General features: G+C 71.7%; 18 protein-coding genes. 11 read left to right on the top strand and 7 right to left on the bottom strand.

Annotated elements, in window-relative coordinates:
* The first annotated feature begins 28 nt into the window (after positions 1 to 28).
* The 6 genes from E1292_RS21810 to E1292_RS21785 all read left to right on the top strand — a co-directional run bounded on the left by E1292_RS21810 (position 29) and on the right by E1292_RS21785 (position 5,342).
* A complete protein-coding gene (locus E1292_RS21810; RefSeq protein WP_132597071.1) occupies positions 29 to 499 on the top strand; it encodes a hypothetical protein in 471 nt (156 codons plus the stop codon).
* A gap of 25 nt (positions 500 to 524) precedes the next feature.
* A complete protein-coding gene (locus E1292_RS21805) occupies positions 525 to 1,664 on the top strand; it encodes an FAD-dependent monooxygenase (RefSeq protein WP_132597070.1) in 1,140 nt (379 codons plus the stop codon).
* A 322-nt stretch (positions 1,665 to 1,986) separates the two neighbouring features.
* On the top strand, positions 1,987 to 2,955 hold the full coding sequence (locus E1292_RS21800) for a fatty acid desaturase family protein (protein WP_132597079.1): 969 nt from the start codon (positions 1,987 to 1,989) through the stop codon (positions 2,953 to 2,955).
* 125 nt (positions 2,956 to 3,080) lie between these two features.
* Positions 3,081 to 3,653: a hypothetical protein gene (locus E1292_RS21795; RefSeq protein ID WP_132597069.1), complete on the top strand. Its 573-nt coding sequence runs from the start codon at positions 3,081 to 3,083 to the stop codon at positions 3,651 to 3,653.
* 77 nt (positions 3,654 to 3,730) lie between these two features.
* On the top strand, positions 3,731 to 4,363 hold the full coding sequence (locus tag E1292_RS21790; protein WP_165974665.1) for a copper resistance CopC family protein: 633 nt from the start codon (positions 3,731 to 3,733) through the stop codon (positions 4,361 to 4,363).
* The gene (locus tag E1292_RS21785) at positions 4,353 to 5,342 is read left to right on the top strand and encodes a hypothetical protein (RefSeq protein ID WP_132597067.1); all 990 of its coding nucleotides are present in this window, start codon (positions 4,353 to 4,355) and stop codon (positions 5,340 to 5,342) included. Before E1292_RS21790 ends, E1292_RS21785 begins: the two co-directional genes overlap by 11 nt.
* Positions 5,343 to 5,348: 6 nt before the next feature.
* Here E1292_RS21785 and E1292_RS21780 read toward each other — a convergent pair whose 3' ends face one another.
* Positions 5,349 to 6,335: an aldo/keto reductase gene (locus E1292_RS21780; RefSeq protein ID WP_132597078.1), complete on the bottom strand. Its 987-nt coding sequence runs from the start codon at positions 6,333 to 6,335 to the stop codon at positions 5,349 to 5,351.
* A 169-nt stretch (positions 6,336 to 6,504) separates the two neighbouring features.
* Here E1292_RS21780 and E1292_RS21775 point away from each other — a divergent pair, with 169 nt between their 5' ends.
* The gene (locus tag E1292_RS21775; protein WP_132597066.1) at positions 6,505 to 7,359 is read left to right on the top strand and encodes a helix-turn-helix domain-containing protein; all 855 of its coding nucleotides are present in this window, start codon (positions 6,505 to 6,507) and stop codon (positions 7,357 to 7,359) included.
* 12 nt (positions 7,360 to 7,371) lie between these two features.
* Here E1292_RS21775 and E1292_RS21770 read toward each other — a convergent pair whose 3' ends face one another.
* The 3 genes from E1292_RS21770 to E1292_RS21760 form a co-directional block, all read right to left on the bottom strand.
* Positions 7,372 to 7,965: a pentapeptide repeat-containing protein gene (locus tag E1292_RS21770; protein WP_132597065.1), complete on the bottom strand. Its 594-nt coding sequence runs from the start codon at positions 7,963 to 7,965 to the stop codon at positions 7,372 to 7,374.
* A 17-nt stretch (positions 7,966 to 7,982) separates the two neighbouring features.
* Positions 7,983 to 9,086 carry a cation:proton antiporter gene (locus E1292_RS21765; protein ID WP_246090255.1) on the bottom strand — a complete coding sequence of 368 codons (1,104 nt, stop codon included), beginning with the start codon at positions 9,084 to 9,086 and terminating at the stop codon, positions 7,983 to 7,985.
* A 65-nt stretch (positions 9,087 to 9,151) separates the two neighbouring features.
* On the bottom strand, positions 9,152 to 9,634 hold the full coding sequence (locus tag E1292_RS21760) for a cation:proton antiporter regulatory subunit (RefSeq protein ID WP_132597063.1): 483 nt from the start codon (positions 9,632 to 9,634) through the stop codon (positions 9,152 to 9,154).
* Between the two features lie 236 nt (positions 9,635 to 9,870).
* On the opposite strand from E1292_RS21760, the gene E1292_RS21755 reads away from it, so the two are divergent.
* Positions 9,871 to 10,284: an ATP-binding protein gene (locus E1292_RS21755; protein ID WP_132597062.1), complete on the top strand. Its 414-nt coding sequence runs from the start codon at positions 9,871 to 9,873 to the stop codon at positions 10,282 to 10,284.
* 148 nt (positions 10,285 to 10,432) lie between these two features.
* Here the strand turns inward: E1292_RS21755 and E1292_RS21750 are convergent, their stop codons facing one another.
* Both E1292_RS21750 and E1292_RS21745 read right to left on the bottom strand, forming a co-directional pair.
* A complete protein-coding gene (locus E1292_RS21750) occupies positions 10,433 to 11,641 on the bottom strand; it encodes an acetate/propionate family kinase (protein ID WP_132597061.1) in 1,209 nt (402 codons plus the stop codon).
* The gene (locus tag E1292_RS21745) at positions 11,617 to 13,920 is read right to left on the bottom strand and encodes a phosphoketolase family protein (RefSeq protein WP_132597060.1); all 2,304 of its coding nucleotides are present in this window, start codon (positions 13,918 to 13,920) and stop codon (positions 11,617 to 11,619) included. The genes E1292_RS21750 and E1292_RS21745 overlap by 25 nt, the downstream gene beginning before the upstream one ends.
* Before the next feature lie 177 nt (positions 13,921 to 14,097).
* On the opposite strand from E1292_RS21745, the gene pgi reads away from it, so the two are divergent.
* The 3 genes from pgi to E1292_RS21730 all read left to right on the top strand — a co-directional run bounded on the left by pgi (position 14,098) and on the right by E1292_RS21730 (position 16,859).
* The gene (gene pgi / locus E1292_RS21740) at positions 14,098 to 15,741 is read left to right on the top strand and encodes a glucose-6-phosphate isomerase (RefSeq protein ID WP_132597059.1); all 1,644 of its coding nucleotides are present in this window, start codon (positions 14,098 to 14,100) and stop codon (positions 15,739 to 15,741) included.
* Positions 15,742 to 15,793: 52 nt separating this feature from the next.
* Entirely contained in the window at positions 15,794 to 16,150 is a 357-nt protein-coding gene (locus E1292_RS21735; RefSeq protein ID WP_132597058.1) for a spore germination protein GerW family protein, read from the top strand.
* A gap of 73 nt (positions 16,151 to 16,223) precedes the next feature.
* Positions 16,224 to 16,859 (top strand): LysE family translocator, encoded by a 636-nt coding sequence (locus E1292_RS21730; protein ID WP_132597057.1) that lies wholly within the window; start codon positions 16,224 to 16,226, stop codon positions 16,857 to 16,859.
* On the opposite strand, the gene E1292_RS21725 is transcribed toward E1292_RS21730, so the two are convergent.
* A complete protein-coding gene (locus E1292_RS21725) occupies positions 16,860 to 18,233 on the bottom strand; it encodes an amino acid permease (RefSeq protein ID WP_220446987.1) in 1,374 nt (457 codons plus the stop codon). It abuts the gene before it with no gap.
* Positions 18,234 to 18,241 lie beyond the last annotated feature (8 nt).

Raw genomic sequence — 18,241 nt, 5'->3', positions numbered from 1 at the left:
ACACTCGCCTAGTGGTCGGGAGCGTCAGATGTGTTTAAGGGACAGCCAGTACGCCTCCGCCGTCGGCTCGGCCACCATGGCGCGCATGGTCGGCGGCGCCGTGGGCGTCGCCGTGGTGTCGGTCGTCATCGACCACCCGTTCATGACCGGCCCCTTCGCCGGCCTCGCGGGCGCGCTGGCGCTGTGCGTGGCCATCTCCGTGCTGATCGGCGCGCTGGCCCTCACCAAGATCACCAGGATGCGCCCCGACCCGGGCGACGTCATGGTCAAGGTGCCGCGCAAGCTCCTGCTCGAACTGCGCATGACCCTCGCCACCGTCGCGGCGGAGGCGGACGCGCTGCTGCCGGTCGAGACCCGCACGCCTCCCACGACCACCCCTCCGGCCCTCCAGCCGGACGCCCAGCCGGTTTCCCCCGTGGACACCCGGATGGGCCGGGTCCCGCTGCCGCGGGCGGCCGAAACAGGCCCGCTCGCCGGCACCCGCGGGCCCACGAACTAGTTCCACCTTCAGAAGGGCTCTCGTCATGGCAACCACATCGTGCGACGTGGCCATCGTCGGCGCCGGGCTCGGCGGCTGCTTCCTGGCCTTATTACTGGGCCGCCGCGGACAGCGCGTCGTCGTCATCGAGCAGGGACCCTCGGTCCCCAGCGCGGGCGCCGACTTCCTCAAGCCCCCGGGCCAGCGCGTGCTCGCCCGTCACGGGCTGGCGGACCTCGTCGAACGCCATGGCCTCAGGCGTGACACCATCCGCTACTACCACGACGGCGACCCGATCAGGGAATGCCGCTTCCCCGACGGCGGCTTCCTCATCCGCCCCTACCGCGAGCTGGTCGAGCTCATCTACACCTCCTGCGCCATGGAGGGCGTCGAGTTCTGGTTCGGCACCAGCATCGACGACATCGCGATCGGCGACGGCCAGGTGGAGGAGCTGACGCTCTCCGACGGCCGCACGCTCAAGGCCGGCGTCGTGATCGGCGCCGACGGCACCAAGTCCGCCGTACGCCGGGCGCTCGACATCGAGCAGCAGACGATGCCGTACGAGCGGCTGCTGATGCGGGTGGCCACCGTGCCGCTGACCGCCAGCGTCGCCCAGCTCAACCGGCTGTACTTCAGCTCCGAAGGCTGGCTGGCCTACCTCTACCCGCTCAACAGGGACCAGGCCAGGGTGTTCGTCGGCCTGCCGCCCGAGGACGACAAGGAGATCTTCCAGGACGGCATCCCCGTCCTCATCGACACGCTGAAGAGGTTCGTCACCGACAGCTCGGACGCCTTCAACGCCCTGCAGCCCGCCACCTGGCAGCGGATCAAGGTCTCGTCGCTGCGCGTGGCCGCCTACCACAAGGGCAACGCCGCGCTGCTCGGATCCGCCGCCTTCGCCTGCCACCCGATGACGGGCATGGGCATGAGCTACACGCTGCACGACGCCGAGATCCTGGCCGACGTCATCTGCACGGCCGGCGGCGACCAGGACCTGCTCGACCGGCTGCTCTACGCCCGCTACGAGCCCCGCAGGCACGCGCACAGGGAGCTCATCGACTACGGCGACGCGCTGGCCGCCACGTTCCGCGACAGGGCGGCCTATCTCGGGGCCTTCCGCCCCGACCTGCACGTCTACGGCGACGCCGCCGCGCCCGAGGAGGTGCCGGCCCTGCAGCCGATCTGAGCAGCCGATCTGAGCAGCCGATCTGAGCAGCCGATCTGAGCAGCCGATCTGAGGCGGGCGTCCCCGCCGCCCGCCCCACCCCGAAGGTGACGGCAGCCCAGGCCCAGGCGGCGGGGGCGTCGTTCCGGCGTCCGTGGTAGGGCCTGCCCTACCGCGGGAAAGGGTGACAGCGGGGGTCACACCCGGTCGCATTGTCCGCGATGCTGTTACGTAATCCCCGTACGACGCATCAGCATCGGAGAAGACTTTGACTGTGGTGGACACGTCCCGTGCCCGGCCATCAGGAGAGAGAGGAAGCGACTTCGCCAAGCTGTCGCGCCGTATGGCGCAGGCGGGCCTGCTGAAGAAGCGGCCAGGCTACTACGCGGCCAGGATCACCCTGGTCGCCGGCCTGTTCGCGGGAAGCTGGGCGCTGTTCGCCTGGGTCGGCGACTCGTGGTGGCAGCTCGCCGTCGCGGTCCTCATGGCCATGGCGTTCGGGCAGGTCACCCTGCTGGCCCACGACCTGGCGCACGGGCAGATCTCCCGCTCGCGGCGCACCAGCAGGATCGCCGGGCTGATCACCGGCAACCTGGCCATCGGGCTCAGCTACGGCTGGTGGATGGACAAGCACACCCGCCACCACGCCAACCCCAACCACGAGGACCACGACCCCGACGTCTCGCCCGACGTCCTCCTCTGGTCGGAGAAGCAGGTCGAGGCCAGCCAGGGGCTGCCCAGGTTCGTGGGCCGCTGGCAGGCGTTCCTGTTCTTCCCGCTGCTCACCCTCGAAGGGCTGAACCTGAAGGCGTCGAGCTTCCGCGCGCTGCGCAGGAAGTCGCTGAAGAACAGGAAGCTCGAAGGGCTGCTGCTGACCGGCCACGTGCTGGCCTACGCGGGCGCGCTGCTCCTGGTGCTGCCGCCGGGCCTGGCGCTGGCGTTCCTCGCCGTGCACCAGGCGTGTTACGGCGTCTACCTCGGCTGCACGTTCGCGCCCAACCACAAGGGCATGCCGGTGCTCACCGCCGAGGACGAGCTGGACTTCCTCCGGCGCCAGGTGCTGACCTCCCGCAACGTCCGCGGCGGCCGCCTGGTCAACACCGCGCTCGGCGGCCTGAACTACCAGATCGAGCACCACCTGTTCCCCAGCATGCCCACCGCGAACCTGCGCAAGGCGCAGCCGATCGTCAGGGAGTACTGCGAGTCGCTCGGCATCGACTACGTCGAATGCGGCCTGTTCCAGTCATGGGGGCAGGCACTGCGCCACCTGCACGAGGTGGGCCGGCCGCTGCGCGAAACCGCCAGGGCCTGACGCCCGGCCCCGCGAGGCGCCGGGCGGTGGGAAGCGGGACCGCCAGGGCGTGACGGTCCGGCCGGCGATGCGCCGCGGGCGGTGAGAACGCGGGACCGGCCGGCCCCTGTGTAAGGATGGCGGCTGTGCCCCTTCCGTCCTCACCCGCGCTCCCGGCGGCGTCCGGGCTGCGGCTCGCGCGGGCCGTCGTGTTCGCGGCCGTCTGCGGCGCGGTGTCGGCGGGCGGGCACGCGCTGGCGGGCGGCGGGCCGGTGCCGCTCCCGGTCCACGGCGCCGCGGTGCTGGCGGCGCTCGGCCTGGCCTACCTGATCGACGGGCGCGAGCGCGGGCCCGTCGCCGTGCTCGCGGCGACCGCGGGCACCCAGATGCTGCTGCACCAGCTCTTCGAGCGGCTGGCCCCCGCACCCGGGCCCGAGCTCGCGCATGCGCACCCGGGGCCGGGCATGGCGCTGGTCCACCTCACGGTGGCGGCGCTGACGGCGTGGTGGCTGCACCGCGGCGAGCGCGCGTTGTGGCTCATGATCCGCCTGTACGCCACGCCGCCGCCGGTCATCCGGCTGCTCGCCGCCGCCCCCGTGGAGGTCGCCCTGCCGTCATGGCGGCCCCCCACCCCCGACGTCCCCGCGTACGCGGGAGAGACCGTCTCAGGAACGGTCAGCAGGCGCGGCCCGCCCGTAAAGGCCCAGCGTTCACGCTGAAACCCGCCGCCCTGCCAGCATCCGGACGCCGGCGCCACGGGCGCGGTCGTCCGGAAGACCCTTTCTGGAGACCTGTCATGGCATTCCCGCCATCCACCATCCGCGCATCACGCCTGCGCAAGGCGGCGCTCGCCGCGTTCGCCTGCCTGCTCGCCCTCGCCCTTCCCGCCGCGCCCGCCCACGCCCACGACAAGCTCAAGAGCAGCTCGCCCGCCAAGGACGCCGAGGTGTCCGCGGTCGAGGAGATCGAGCTCGAATACACCGCGACCGTCAAGTTCCCGTTCGTGGTGCTGCGCGACGGCGCGGGCCAGCAGGTCGGGCTCGGCGAGCCCCGGCTCGACGGGCCGAAGGTGTCCGCCGCCGTGCCGCGGCCGCTCGCCCCCGGCCCGTACGTGATCGCCTGGCGGGTCGTCTCCTCCGACGGCCACCCCATCGAGGGCGAGATCCCCTTCACCGTGAAGGGCGCGGCCTCCACCTCGTCCGCACCGCCTTCTTCCGCTCCCGCCTCCGCTGAGCCGGCCTCTTCCGGGCCCGCCACCGCGAGCGGGCAGGACGCCGCCGCCTCGACGGCCGCCTCCTCCGACACGGCGTCGTCGGGCGTGCCCGCCTGGATCTGGGGCGCGATGGCGGTGCTCGTCGTGCTAGGCGCGGTCGTCGCGCTCAGGGCCGCGCGCCGCCGACCCGGAGGAGAGGAGCCGGATGCTCAATGAGCAGGCCAGACAGGTCGCCGGGCGATGGGTGGAGATGGAAGGCGCCAGGCTGCCAGGGTTCGGCGGGGCGTTCCTGACCGGGTCGGTGTTGTGGGGCGACCCGCGCGCCGAGCTGCCCCCGACCTCCGACGTCGACGTCATGCTGATCGCCGACCCCGGCGTCAGGCCGGGCAAGTTCGCCTACGAGGGCGTGCTGCTCGAGGTCTCCTCGCTGCCGGGCATCGGGTCCGCGGACGAGGTCCTGGGCGACTACCACCTGGCCGGCAGCTTCCACCTGCCGTGCGTGCTGGCCGACCCGACGGGCCGCCTGAGCGCGATCCAGCGGGTCGTGGCCCGCGACTTCGCCGCGCGACCGTGGACGACGGCCCGCTGCGCGGGCGCGATGGACCGCGTGCGCGCGTTCCTCGGCGGCATGGACGCGTCGGCGCCGCTGCCCGGCCAGGTCACCACCTGGCTGTTCGGCACCGGGGTGACCACGCACGTGCTGCTGGTGGCCGGGCTGCGCAACCCGACCGTCCGCCGCCGGTACGCGGCCGTGCGCGACCTGCTCGCCGCGCACGGCCGGCTGGACGTCCACGAGACCCTGCTCGACTGGCTGGGCTGCGCCGGCCTCGGCGCGGCGCGGGTGGAGCGCCACCTGGCGGCGCTGGAGACGGTGTTCGACGCGGCCGCGGCCGTGCGGGCGCCCGCGTACCGGTTCGACTCGGACATCACCGCCCAGGCCAGGCCCGTCGCCGTCGACGGCAGCCGGGACCTCATCGCGCGTGGGCTGCACAGGGAGGCCGTCTTCTGGATCGTCGCCACCTACGCGCGGTGCCTGGCCAAGCGGGCCGCGGCGGGGGAGCGGGGCTACGAGGACGGGCTGCTGGAACTGCTCGCGGACCTGGGAGCGGAGACGTTCGCCGACCGCAGGCGGCGCGCCGACCGCGTGCTGGCCAGGCTGCCCGGCCTGTGGGAGACGGCCATGTCGCTGTGCTGACCGGGGTCACCGGCCGTCGAGGCGGTCGACGGCGTCGCCGTAGATGCCGGGGCTGCGGTCCACCTCGCCGATGAAGTCGCCGGGGAAGCCCAGCTCGAAGTCGACCGCCGACTCCAGCCGCCGCACCGCCTCGCCGGGCAGCTCCACCCCGGTCGCCCCCAGGTCGTCCTTGAGCTGCTCGGCGCTGCTCGCGCCGAGGATCGGGTGCACCCCGCGCCGCAGCACCCACGCGATGGCCACCTGCGAGGCGGTGACGCCCAGCTCGGCGGCCACCTCCATCACGGTTCGCGCCGCCGTACGATCGCGCTCGGTGAGGGAGCCGGGGGACAGCCGCGAGGCCGCCGCGCCTGGCGCGTTGTAGCGGCCGGACAGCACCCCGCGCGCGAGCACCCCCCACGCCGCCACGCTCACCCCGTACGCCTGCGCCATCGGCAGCAGCTCCCGCTCCACGTCCCGCGACAGCAGGCTGTACGGCACCTGCAACCCGGCGAACGGCGTCCACCCGCGCCACTCGGCCAGCGTGTTGGCCCGGCTCACCACCCAGGCGGGAGCGTCGGAGACGCCGGCGTAGAGGATCTTGCCCGCGCTGACCGCGTCGTCCAGCGCCCGCATCGTCTCCTCGACCGGGGTGTGCCGGTCCCAGACGTGCACCCAGTAGAGGTCGACGTAGTCGGTGCGCAGCCGCCGCAGGCTCTGCTCCAGCGACCGGACGAGGCTCTTGCGGTGGTTGCCCGCGGCGTTCGGGTCGGTGCCGTCGATGGTGCCGGTGTACTTCGTGGCCAGGACGTAACGGTCCCGGCGGCCCTGGAGCAGTTCGCCGACGACGTTCTCGCTCTCGCCGTACATGGAGGCCGTGTCCACGACGTTGCCGCCGGCGTCGGCGTACATGTCGAAGATGCGCCGCACCTCCGGGGACGCCTCGCCGTAGGTCATCGCGCCGAGGAACAGCTGGGAGACCCTGAGCCCGTTACGGCCCAGCAGACGGTAACGCATCATGGGAGCACCCTCCTGGCACGGACGGGCGGTGCTCCGGCTTTCGATCGGGTCGTGGACGTCATGCGCACCACCCTCCCGGAGTCGGCGCGGTCGAGGGAGACCGTGCCGAGACTGGCCCTGCCGGGGCCACGATGGGGCCAAACGGATTTTCCGTACACTCGAGGGCGTGAGCGACAACGAGCTGGGCGCCTTCCTGCGCTCCCGCCGCGAGGCCGTCAAACCCGCCGACGTTGGGCTGCCCGGCGGCCCGCGGCGGCGCACGCCAGGGCTGCGCAGGTCCGAGCTGGCCACGGTGGCGGGCATCAGCGTCGAATATCTGACCAGGCTGGAGCAGGGGCGCGATCGCAACCCGTCCACGCAGGTGCTCGTGACGCTCGCCGACGCCCTGCGCATGACGCAGGAGGAACGCCTGCACCTGCGCAACCTGGCCAAGGTGGCCGGCGGGGGCGTCGCGCTGTGCATGGCGGTGGGGCAGGCGCCCTCCCGCGACGTGCGCCCCACCGTGCGCGCGCTGCTCGACCGGCTGGAGCCCGCCCCCGCCGCGGTGCTCAACAGGCTGGGTGACGTGATCGCCCACACCGAGGGGTACGCGCGGCTCTTCGAGCCCCTCGGCCTCCTGGACGGAGACCCGCCCAACGTGCACAGATTCGTGTTCGAGGACGAGCGGGCCAGGGACGCCTACCCGGAGTGGGACCGCGTCGCGGCCGAGCACGCCGCCCTGCTGAAGCTGGTCAGCGGCTACGACGACCTCTACGTCGACGACCTGGTCTCCGAGCTGTCGTTCACGGCGGGGGAGGCGTTCACGTCGCGGTTCGCCGCCCCGCCGCTGACGCCGATCGTGCCGGTGGAGCGGGTGACGCATCCCGGCGTCGGCGAGCTGCGGTTGTCGCGGGAGACGCTCGACCTGCCGGACGGCGAGCAGAGCATCGTCGTCCACCTGCCGGCCGGCGCCGACACCGCGGACGCGCTCGACCGCCTCACGGGCCGCGTGCCGGGCGGCCTCCACGCGGTGCACGGCTGACCTCGCGGCCGCTCACTCGCGGACGTCGAGGCCCAGCGCGGCGGCCACGACCGTGGCCTGGAACGGGTCGATGATCGCGCCCGTCAGCGTGACCGTGCGCGGGTCGAACGTGCCGAGGTCGCTGCCGCGAAGGTCGCACTTCGTCAGGTCGGCGCCGCGCAGCGACGCCCCCGTCAGGTCGGCCCGCCGCAGCTCGGCCCGCTCCAGCCGGGCGCCCGCCAGATCTGCCTCGCGCAGCCGGGTGCCGTGGAAGGTGCTGCCCCGCAGATCGGCCCCCGCCAGGCGGGTGTAGGACCAGTCGCCGCCCTCGACCTTGAGCAGGCCGTACGTGCAGCCGTCGAACACGCTCCCGGTGAGCTTGCACCCGGTGAACGTGGCGTCGAAGAGCGAGCACCGCGTGAACGTGCAGTTGAGGAACCTCGCGTCGGTGTGCTCCGACACGTTGAACCGCACGTTGCTGAAATGGCACTCCTCGAACGAGGATCCGTGGTCGACCAGCTCGGTCATGTCCACGTCCTGGAACAGAACCCGGTGGTGGCTCTCGCTGGATATCTCGAGCGTGTCCCAGTCCGTGGACCAGACCGTCTTCTCTGTGGGGTGGGCCATGCGAACAAGCTAGCGGATCAGGCTCGCTTCGCGATGGCGGTGATGAGGGGCTGCACGGCCTTGGCCGCCAGGGGCCCGAACGCGGCCAGGATCAGCACGTACGCCGCCGCCAGCGCTCCCAGGTCGGGATGCGCGCCCGCGCCGACCGCCAGACCGGCGATGACGATGTTGAACTCGCCGCGCGGGATGAGCGCGATGCCCGCTCGTGCCTGACCGGCCTTGGCGATGCCCGCCCGTTTGGCCGCGTACATGCCCGTGAGCAGCTTCGTGACCATGCTGACCAGGGCCAGCAGCGCGGCCAGCCCGGCCACCGGGAGGATCTTCGCCGGGTCGGTCTGGAAGCCGAAGAACACGAAGAACACCGCGGCGAACAGGTCGCGCAGCGGCGCCAGCAGCGCCTGCGCGTCCTCGGCCAGCTCGCCGGAGAGCGCGATGCCGACCAGGAACGCGCCGACCGCCGCCGACACCTGCAGCTGCTGGGCGAGACCGGCGACCAGCAGGGCCAGGCCGACGACCTTGAGCAATAACACCTCGGAGTTGGGGCTGGACACGAACGCCTCGATGAAGCGCCCGAACCGCAGCGCCACGACCAGCACCACGCTGACCGTCAGCAGCGCGATGCCCACCGAGATCGCCCCGCTCACCAGGCTCAGCCCGGCCAGCATGGTCGTCAGGATCGGCAGGTAGACCGCCATCGTGAGGTCTTCGAACACCAGCAGCGACAGGACCGTCGGCGTCTCCCGGTTACCGATCCACCCGAGGTCCGACAGCACCTTCGCGGTGATGCCCGATGAGGTGGCGTAGGTGACGCCGGCCATGGCCACGGCGGCGACCGGCCCCCAGCCCAGCAGTAACGCGATGATGGCGCCCGGCGCCGCGTTGAGCACCAGGTCGACGATGCCCGCGCGGGCGTTGCTCGTCAGGCTGGTGACGAGCTCGTCGGCGTTGTATTCCAGGCCCAGCGTCAGCAGCAGCAGGACGACGCCCAGTTCCGCGCCGACGGAGATGAACTCCTCGCTGGTGGCCAGCGGCAGCACGCCGCCGGTGCCGAACGCCAGACCGGCGATCAGATAGAGGGGGATGGGGGAGATGCCGCCGCGCAACGCCAGCGCGCCCAACACTCCGAGACCCAGCAGTACTGCACCGAATTCGAGGAAAAGGATCGCGGTATGGTGCACCCGCGGCCCTACCCTTCTGCCAAAATGCCGGCGACCTCGGCGGTGGTGTCCTCGCTGCCGACGACGACCACGACGTCACCGCCGGTGAAGACGAAGTCGGGTCCAGGACTGGCGAAAACCTTCCCGCCGCGCACGACGGCCACGATGGAGGCGCTCGTACGCGTGCGCACACGCGCGTCACCCATGGGGCGCCCCACGTACGGGGAGTCCGCCGGTATCGGCAGTTGCACGCTGACCAGGCCCTCGACCTGCTCGTGCAGCTGGTTGAGCCGCTGCACGATGCGCGGCGCCCCCAGGAGCTCGGCCAGGGTGTCCGCCTCCTCGTCATTGAGCTTGACCGTATGGCAGACGGCGTCGGGGTCCTCTTTGTCGTAGATCACGAGGTCCCGGCGCCCGGTGCGGTGAGACACGATGCCGACCCGCTGCCCTTTGCGCGTCGTGAAGTCGTGCCGCAGACCGATGCCGGGCAGTGCTGTTTGTTCGACCTCCACCTGTCCCACCTGTCCAAATCCGCATTTTTCCGGACAACCCTACCAATGCATTACCCGCGTTATACACGCGCTTACCGAACCCGCCGGCGACACCTGCGCGGGCCGGCTCACGGCCGGTCGCGCCCCCCGCCGCGCGCGGGATGGTGACTCGTGGGAGACTGCTCAACGGCGCAACGTGACGAACCGCGTTCAACGGACGGCCGACCGGCCGCACGAGACCCCCCGAGAGCAGAGGAATGGGCAGCAAGGAGGCGCAGCCGTACATCGTGGACACCCGGTTGCCCGAGGAAATGGGCAGCATCACGGCGTCACGGCAGATCGTCGGCGAGGCTCTGGCCTCACGCGGCTACCAGGGGCGGCACGAGGACGTCCTCCTGGTGGTGTCCGAGCTGGTCACGAACGCGCTCGTGCACGGCGACGGCCCGCCCTCACTCCGCATGCGGGCCGACGCGTCGAGCGTGCGGATCGAGGTGAGCGACGCCGGCGCCGGGCTGCCCCGGCCCCGCGAGCCCGGACCCGGCGACGGCTGGGGGCTGCACGTCGTCAGGCTGCTGTCCACCGGGTGGGGCGTCGCGCCGGCCGAGGACGGCAAGACGGTGTGGTGCGAGCTCGCCGCCGACCTCACCGGGATCCACCCGGCTGAGCTCTGATCCGTCCGCCGGTGACGTGTTCCGTTCGTGATTGATCTGGCCAGCCCGCCGGTGACGTGTCCCGTCCGTAAGTGATCCGGTCAGCCCGTCAATGGTCTGGTCGGTCCGTGCATGGTTTGGTCGGTCCGTCAGGGATACGTGCCGCCTGTCAGGGACCTGATGCGGTGTCCTGCTCGGGCCCCTCGCTGATCAGGGCGAGGACCTCACGGGCGATCTCCCACTCCTCGTCGGTCGGGATGACGAGTACGGCCACCTCGGCGCCGGGCGGCGACACGACGCGCTCCCCGGTCGACGCGGCCCGGTTGAGCGCCGGGTCGACGGCGATACCGAGCCGTTCGAGCCCGGCCAGCGACTCGGCGCGGGTGGCGGCGTCGTGCTCGCCGACCCCGCCCGTGAACACGATCGCGTCCACCCGGCCCAGCAGCGCGTAGTAGGCGCCGACGTACTTGCGGATGCGCCTGGTGTAGATCTCCAGGGCCAGCCGCGCCTCGTCGTCGTCGCGGGCCCGCACCTCGCGCATGTCGCCGCTGCCGGTGAGGCCGAGCAGGCCGCCCTGGCGTCCGAGCGCCTCCTCCACCTGCTCGGCGTCCATCCCGTTCACCCGGACGAGGTAGCCGCAGATCGCCGGGTCGACGTCGCCCGAGCGCGTACCCATGATCAGGCCCTCCAGCGGGGTCAGGCCCATGGAGGTGTCGACGCTGCGGCCGCCGGAGACGGCGGTGGCGCTGGCGCCGTTGCCCAGGTGCAGCACGATGAGGTCGAGCCCGGCCAGGTCGCGGCCGAGCAGGGCGGCGGCGCGGCGCGAGACGTAGGCGCAGGAGGTGCCGTGGAAGCCGAAGCGCCGCACGCCCAGCCGCTCGCGCCAGTCGCGCGGCACCGCGTACGTGTGCGCCGCCGGCGGAAGCGTCAGCTGGAAGGCGGTGTCGAACACGGCCACCTGGGGCACCCCGGGAAAGGCCTCGCCCGCGACCCGGATGCCCGTCAGATTGACCGGGTTGTGCAGGGGCGCGAGCGGCGCCAGCCGCTCGATGGCGGCGATCACGGCGTCGTCGATGAGCACGGCCCGGGTGAACGTGGTGCCGCCGTGCACGACCCGGTGCCCGACCGCGACCGGGCTCAGCTCGGGCCCGGCCGTCTCGAACGCCTCCATGACGGCGTCGAGCCCCTCGGCGTGCCCGGGGAAGCGGGCCCGCCTCTCGTAGGCGGGCCCGTCACCCGCGTGGTGCGCCAGGCGCCCCTCGTCCTCGCCGATGCGCTCGACCAGCCCCCTGGCGGGGCGCTCGCGGGTGCGGACGTCGATGAGCTCGTACTTGATGGACGAGGAACCGGTGTTCAGGACGAGGATGCGGCCGGCCACGTCCACGACCTTATGTCGGCGGGGTCCTCGCCGTGCGCGCGGGTGTGGGCGCGGGCGCGCAACCGCTCATCGCTCATGTGCTGGCGCAGGTGCGCCTGGGTGGCGCCGAGCCCGGGGACGCGGTCGATGACGTCCATGACCAGGTGGTAGCGGTCGATGTCGTTGAGCATGCACATGTCGAAGGGCGTGGTGGTGGTGCCCTCCTCCTTGTATCCGCGCACGTGGATGTTGTCGTGGCCGTTCCGCCGGTAGGTGAGCTGGTGGATGAGCGAGGGGTAGCCGTGGAAGTTGAAGATGACCGGCCTGCCCGTCGTGAAGAGCGTGTCGAACTCGGCGTCGGACATGCCGTGCGGGTGCTCTGACTGGGGCTGCAGCCGCATGAGGTCGACGACGTTGACCACGCGTACCTTCAGCTCGGGCAGGTGCTCGCGCAGCAGCGCGGCGGCGGCGAGCGCCTCGAGGGTGGGCACGTCGCCGGCGCAGGCGAGCACCACGTCGGGCTCGCCCCCCTGGTCGGTGGAGGCCCAGGGCAGGATGCCGAGGCCGCGCGTGCAGTGGGCGATGGCCTCGTCCATGGTGAACAGGTCGAGCACGGGCTGCTTGCCGGCGACGACGACGTTGACGTAGTCGCGGGAGCGCAGGCAGTGGTCGCCGACCGAGAGCAGCGTGTTGGCGTCCGGCGGCAGGTAGACCCGCACCACGGAGGCCTTCTTGTTGACCACGACGTCGAGGAAGCCGGGATCCTGGTGGCTGAAGCCGTTGTGGTCCTGTCGCCACACGTGCGACGACAGCAGGTACGTCAGCGACGCGACCGGCCGCCGCCACGGGATCTTCTGCGACGACTCCAGCCACTTGGCGTGCTGGTTGAACATGGAGTCCACGATGTGGATGAAGGCCTCGTAGCAGTTGAACAGCCCGTGGCGGCCGGTCAGCAGATAGCCCTCCAGCCAGCCCTGGCACAGGTGCTCGCTGAGTACCTCCATGACGCGCCCGCCGGCGCCGAGGTTCTCGTCGGTGGGCAGCAGCTCGGCGTCCCAGGCTCGGTCGGTGACCTCGAACACCTCCTGCAGCCGGTTGGAGGCGGTCTCGTCCGGCCCCATCAGCCGGAACGTGTGCGGGTTCCTGGCGATCACGTCGCGCAGCAGCCCGCCGAACACCCGCGTCGGCTCGGTCTCCTGGACGGCGGGCGACTTGACCTCGACCGCGTGGGTGCGGAAGTCCGGCAGCCGCAGCGGCTCCAGCAGCTCGCCGCCGTTGGCGTGCGGGTTGGCGCTCATCCTGCGCGGTCCGGCCGGCACGGTGTCCACGACCTCCGCGGCCGGGCGCCCGTCGGCGTCGAACAACTCCTCGGGGCGGTAGGAGCGCATCCACTCCTCCAGCATGGCCAGGTGGGTGGCGTTCTCGCGGACCTTCGCCAGCGGCACCTGGTGGGCCCGCCAGGTGCCCTCGACGGGCTGGCCGTCCACCTCGCGCGGCCCGGTCCACCCCTTCGGGGTGCGCAGGATGATCATGGGGAGGCGGTCGGCGTCGCCGGCCTTGTACGCGGCCATCTCGTCCCAGACGGTGTCGAGCGTGCCGGCCATCTCGGCGTGGTCAGGGCCGACCAGATGGGGGCGGTAGCCGTACCCCTCGATGAGTTTGATCAGCTCGGGCTCGGGGATGCGGGCGAGTACGGTCGGGTTGGCGATCTTGTATCCGTTCAGGTGCAGGATGGGCAGCACCACGCCGTCGCGGCGGCGGTCGGCGAACTTGTTGGCGTGCCAGCCGGCGGCCAGGGGGCCGGTCTCGGCCTCGCCGTCGCCGATGACGCAGGCCACGACCAGGTCCGGGTTGTCGAAGGCGGCGCCGTAGGCGTGCGCGAGCGAGTAGCCCAGCTCGCCGCCCTCGTGGATGGACCCGGGCGTCTCGGGCGCGACGTGACTGGGCACGCCACCCGGGAAGGAGAACTGGCGGAACAGCCGCCGCATGCCCTCGACGTCCTGCGAGACGTCGGGGTAGCGCTCGGTGTAGGAGCCCTCCAGCCAGGCGTGCGCGACCGCCGCCGGGCCGCCGTGGCCGGGACCGGCGATGTAGATCATGTCCTGGTCGCGCTCTCTGATCACCCGGTTGAGGTGGGCGAAGCAGAAGTTCAGCCCCGGCGTGGTGCCCCAGTGGCCGAGCAGGCGCGGCTTGATGTGCTCCGGCCGCAGCGGCTCGCTCAGCAGCGGGTTGTCCAGCAGGTAGATCTGCCCGACGGACAGATAGTTGGCTGCCCGCCAGTATGCGTCGATATGCTCCATGCTCCTGCTGCTTCCTCCATAGAGCGAGCTGAATCCACTTTCCACCCGGCAAGGTGCGGGACATGACGTGAGTCCCGCGTACGCAAAAGGTCTCCTCCGCCACGCGCGGAATCAACGCCGGGGGGTACGTGGTTACGGGACGATGGTGATCGGTTTGGCGACGCGAGGAGGAAGAGCGTGAACGGCGACATCACCCGGAGCCAGGAGTGGGCGGCCCTCGACAAGCACCACGGCGAGCTGGCGGGCAAAGAGCTCCGCGAGCTGTTCGCGGATGACCCGGGCCGCGCCGACCGCATGACGGCGACCGCCGGCGACCTCTACCTCGACTACTCCAAGCACCGCGCCACGCGCGAGACGGTCGACCTGCTGCTGGCCCTGGCCGAGCGGGCCGGGCTGCGCGAGCGGATCGCGGCCATGTTCGGCGGCGAGCACATCAACGTCAGCGAGGACCGCGCCGTGCTGCACGTCGCGCTGCGCATGCCTCGCGAGACGCGGCTGGTGGTCGACGGCCAGGACGTCGTGGCCGACGTGCACGCCGTGCTCGACAAGATGAGCGCCTTCTCCGGCCGGATCCGCTCGCAGGAGTGGAAGGGCGCCACGGGCAGGCCCATCGAGACCGTCGTCAACATCGGCATCGGCGGCTCCGACCTGGGCCCCGCCATGGCCTACGAAGCGCTGCGCGACTACGCCGACGCGGGCATCGCGGCCAGGTTCGTCTCCAACATCGACCCGGCCGACATCACCGGCGCCCTCGCCGGGCTCGACCCCGCGACCACGCTCTTCGTGATCAGCTCCAAGACGTTCACCACGCTGGAGACGCTGACCAACGCCAGGGTCGCGCGCCGCTGGCTGGTCGACGCGCTGGGCGAGGAGGCGGTGTCCCGGCACTTCGTGGCCGTCTCCACCAACGCCGCGAAGGTCGCCGAGTTCGGCATCGACACCGACAACATGTTCGGCTTCTGGGACTGGGTGGGCGGCCGCTACTCCTATGACGGCGCCATCGGCCTCTCGCTGATGATCGCGATCGGGCCCGAGCGGTTCCGCGAGATGCTGGCCGGCTTCCACGCCATCGACGAGCACTTCCGCACGGCGCCGTTCGAGGCCAACATGCCGGTGCTGATGGCCCTGCTCGGCGTCTGGTACAACGACTTCTTCGGCGCGGAGACCCGCGCCGTGCTGCCCTACAGCCAGCGGATGCACCGCTTCCCGGCCTACCTGCAGCAGCTCACGATGGAGTCCAACGGCAAGTCCGTGCGCGCCGACGGCGCTCCCGTGACCGCCGCCACCGGCGAGATCTTCTGGGGCGAGCCGGGCACCAACGGCCAGCACGCCTTCTACCAGCTGCTCCACCAGGGCACCCGGCTGGTGCCCGCCGACTTCATCGGTTTCGCCGAGCCCTTCGAAGATCGTGACGGCATGCACGACCAGCTCGTCGCCAACCTGCTCGCGCAGACCTCGGCGCTGGCGTTCGGCAAGACGGCCGAGGAGATTGCGGGCGAGGGCACCGCGGCCGAGATCGTCCCCCACAAGGTGATGCCGGGCAACCGTCCCTCCTCCACCATCCTCGTGCCCAAGCTGACCCCGTCCACGCTGGGCCAGCTCGTCGCCCTCTACGAGCACATCGTCTTCGCCGAGGGCGCCATCTGGGGCGTCGACTCCTTCGACCAGTGGGGCGTCGAGCTGGGCAAGAAGATGGCGCTCGACCTGGCGCCCGCGCTCACCTCCGGCGAGCCGCCCGAGGCGAGCGCGGCCACGCTGCCCGACCCCTCCACCGAGCGGCTCGTGCGCCGATACCGCGAGCTGCGCGGCCGCCGCGTCTGAGCCCGCACCTGCGACATTGGCCAGGCGGGCGGCGCGGGGCCACGATGGGGGCATGGACATCATGGAGCTGGTGGAGCAGTCCAAGGACGCGGCGACCGTCAACCGTGTGTTCGGCGAGCCCATTCACCACGGTGACATCGTCGTCATCCCCGTCGCCAGGGTCGCCCAAGGAGGCGGCGGCGGCCAAGGGCAGGGCGCGAAGGAGAAGGGCGAGAAGGGGGAGGGCAGCGGGGGCGGCTTCGGGTTCAGCGCCACTCCGGCGGGCGTGTTCGTGCTCATAAACGGCGAGGCCCAATGGCGGCCCGCCGTCGACGTCAACCGCATCGTCATCGGCGGCCAGATCGTGGCCGTCGTGCTCCTGCTGACCGTGCGTTCCATCCTCAAGCGGCGCCGCCGGCGCAGGCACTGACCGCCGTCTCGCCGCCGGAACGGACACGGGACGCCGGGCGATCGAGGGACACGGGGCCCGTAAGGTGGACGCCATGACCTCTGTGACGCAGCTTGTCGCTTTCGGCGGGGTGGTGCTGCTCGGCGCCATGGCGCCCGGCCCCGACTTCGCGGTCGTCGTACGCCGCTCGGCCGTCTCCGGGCGCGGGCACGGCATGGCGGCGGCGACGGGGATCTCCGTGGGCGTCTTCGTCTGGGTGGTGGCCGCGGCCACCGGCGTCGCTGCGCTGCTGGCCGCCTCGGCCATCGCGTTCACCGTGGTGAAGGTGGCCGGCGCGGCCTACCTGCTCTACCTCGGGGTCAAGGCGCTGCGCGCCGCCCTGCGCCGGGGCGGCGACCTGACGCTCGACGTGCCGGACCCGGGAGGGCAGGGAGCGTGGGCGGCGTTCGCGGAAGGGCTGCTCACCAACGTGCTCAACCCCAAGGCCGCCCTGTTCTTCGTGGCCCTCATGCCCCAGTTCGTCAGCTCCGGCGCCTCGCTGCCGGACACCCTGGTGCTGTCGGTGATCGCGCTGGCGGGCACGGTCGCGTGGTTCCTGGTGGTGGCCAACATCGTGGGGACACTCCGCAAGATCTTCGCCAGGCCCGCCGTACGCAAGGCCGTGGACGGCCTGACGGGCGCCGCCCTGATCGCCCTGGGCGTCAAGCTGGCCACCTCCGGCAACCCCTAGCTACACCGTTGACCTCGAGCGGCGGGAGATGACGGCGTACGCGAGGCTGACGATCACGAAGAACGGGACGCCCGCCCACCACGCCGGCCGCAGCGACTCGATGAACAACGTCGAGACGAGCACCGCGGCGAGGAAGATCATCACGAGCCCCGACGTGACGGGCGCGCCCCAGAGCCGGACCGGCGAGGGCGGCAGCCCCTGCGCGGCGCGGGTGCGCCGGAAGGCGTGGTGCGTGAGGAGGATCAGCAGCCACACGACCAGCGCGCCGAACACCGAGACGCCGAACAGCGCCAGGTAGGCCTCGCTCTCGCTGGCCGCCGACACGACCGCGGCGAGCGCGAGGCCGAGCGCCGACAGCGCGAGCGCGTTGCGCGGCACGCCGGCCGCGCTGAGCCGCCCGGTCCAGGCGGGGGCGTACCTGTTGGCGGCGAGCGAGTGCATCATCCTGGTGGTCAGGTAGAGGTTCGTGTTGGCGCTGGACAGCGCGGCGGTCAGCACGACGAAGTTCATGACGGTCGCCGCGGCCGGGATGCCCGCGGCGGAGAACACGCTGACGAACGGGCTCTCGGTCACGGAGCCGCCCTGGGCGGTGGTGGTCCACGGCACCACCGTGAGCACGATCGCGATGGCCAGCACGTAGAAGAGGGCCAGCCGGGTGACCATGCGGTGGGCGGCGCGCGGGATGTCGCGCACCGGGTTCTCCGACTCGGCGGCGGTGACCGAGACGACCTCGGTGCCGATGTAGCTGAACAGCACGAACACCATGGCGAGGAACAGCCCGCTCATCCCGTTGGGCAGGAAGCCGCCGTGCGCGGTGAGGTTCGAGACGCCGGTGGCTCCCGCGCCGGGCAGGCCGACGGTGACGAGCAGCACGCCGAGCAGGATGAACACGATGATCGCCACCACCTTGATCATCGCGAACCAGTACTCGACCTCGCCGAACAGCTTGACCGCGGCGGTGTTCACAACGAGCACCACGGCAGAGAACACGGTGACGGGCAACCACAGCGGCAGCGACGGCCACCAGAACTGCACGTAGATCCCGGCCGCGATGACCTCGCCGCCGATGGCGATGACCTGGATCGTCCAGTACGTCCACCGGACCACGAACCCGGCCCACGGGCCGAGGTACCGGTGCGCGATGACGCCGAAGGCGCCCGCCTCGGGGTGGACGACGACCATCTCGGCCAGCGACCAGCCGATCACCAGGGCGACGCCCGCGCAGATGATGTAGGCGACGATGGTCGCCGGGCCGGCCTGGGAGATCGCCAGGCTGGAGCCGAGGAAGAGCCCGGTGCCGATCGCGCCGCCCAGCCCGATCATGGTGAGCTGGCGCCCGGTCAGCCTGCGTCGCAATCCGAATGCGTTGTCCACAAGAGACC

Origin of the sequence: Nonomuraea deserti (assembly GCF_004348685.1) — a bacterium.
In the GTDB taxonomy this organism is placed as follows: domain Bacteria; phylum Actinomycetota; class Actinomycetes; order Streptosporangiales; family Streptosporangiaceae; genus Nonomuraea; species Nonomuraea deserti.
Note: the sequence above shows the minus strand (reverse complement) of the source record. Positions and strands in the feature narration are given on the sequence as shown.

Bases quoted from the DNA above. Each gene is read 5' to 3' on its own strand.
- E1292_RS21755 (WP_132597062.1), top strand. From the start codon at position 9,871: ATGGGCAGCAAGGAGGCGCAGCCGTACATCGTGGACACCCGGTTGCCC.
- E1292_RS21805 (WP_132597070.1), top strand. From the start codon at position 525: ATGGCAACCACATCGTGCGACGTGGCCATCGTCGGCGCCGGGCTCGGC.
- E1292_RS21800 (WP_132597079.1), top strand. From the start codon at position 1,987: ATGGCGCAGGCGGGCCTGCTGAAGAAGCGGCCAGGCTACTACGCGGCC.
- E1292_RS21790 (WP_165974665.1), top strand. From the start codon at position 3,731: ATGGCATTCCCGCCATCCACCATCCGCGCATCACGCCTGCGCAAGGCG.
- E1292_RS21745 (WP_132597060.1), bottom strand. From the start codon at position 13,920: ATGGAGCATATCGACGCATACTGGCGGGCAGCCAACTATCTGTCCGTC.
- E1292_RS21730 (WP_132597057.1), top strand. From the start codon at position 16,224: ATGACCTCTGTGACGCAGCTTGTCGCTTTCGGCGGGGTGGTGCTGCTC.
- E1292_RS21770 (WP_132597065.1), bottom strand. From the start codon at position 7,965: ATGGCCCACCCCACAGAGAAGACGGTCTGGTCCACGGACTGGGACACG.
- E1292_RS21810 (WP_132597071.1), top strand. From the start codon at position 29: ATGTGTTTAAGGGACAGCCAGTACGCCTCCGCCGTCGGCTCGGCCACC.
- E1292_RS21735 (WP_132597058.1), top strand. From the start codon at position 15,794: ATGGACATCATGGAGCTGGTGGAGCAGTCCAAGGACGCGGCGACCGTC.
- E1292_RS21785 (WP_132597067.1), top strand. From the start codon at position 4,353: ATGCTCAATGAGCAGGCCAGACAGGTCGCCGGGCGATGGGTGGAGATG.
- E1292_RS21780 (WP_132597078.1), bottom strand. From the start codon at position 6,335: ATGCGTTACCGTCTGCTGGGCCGTAACGGGCTCAGGGTCTCCCAGCTG.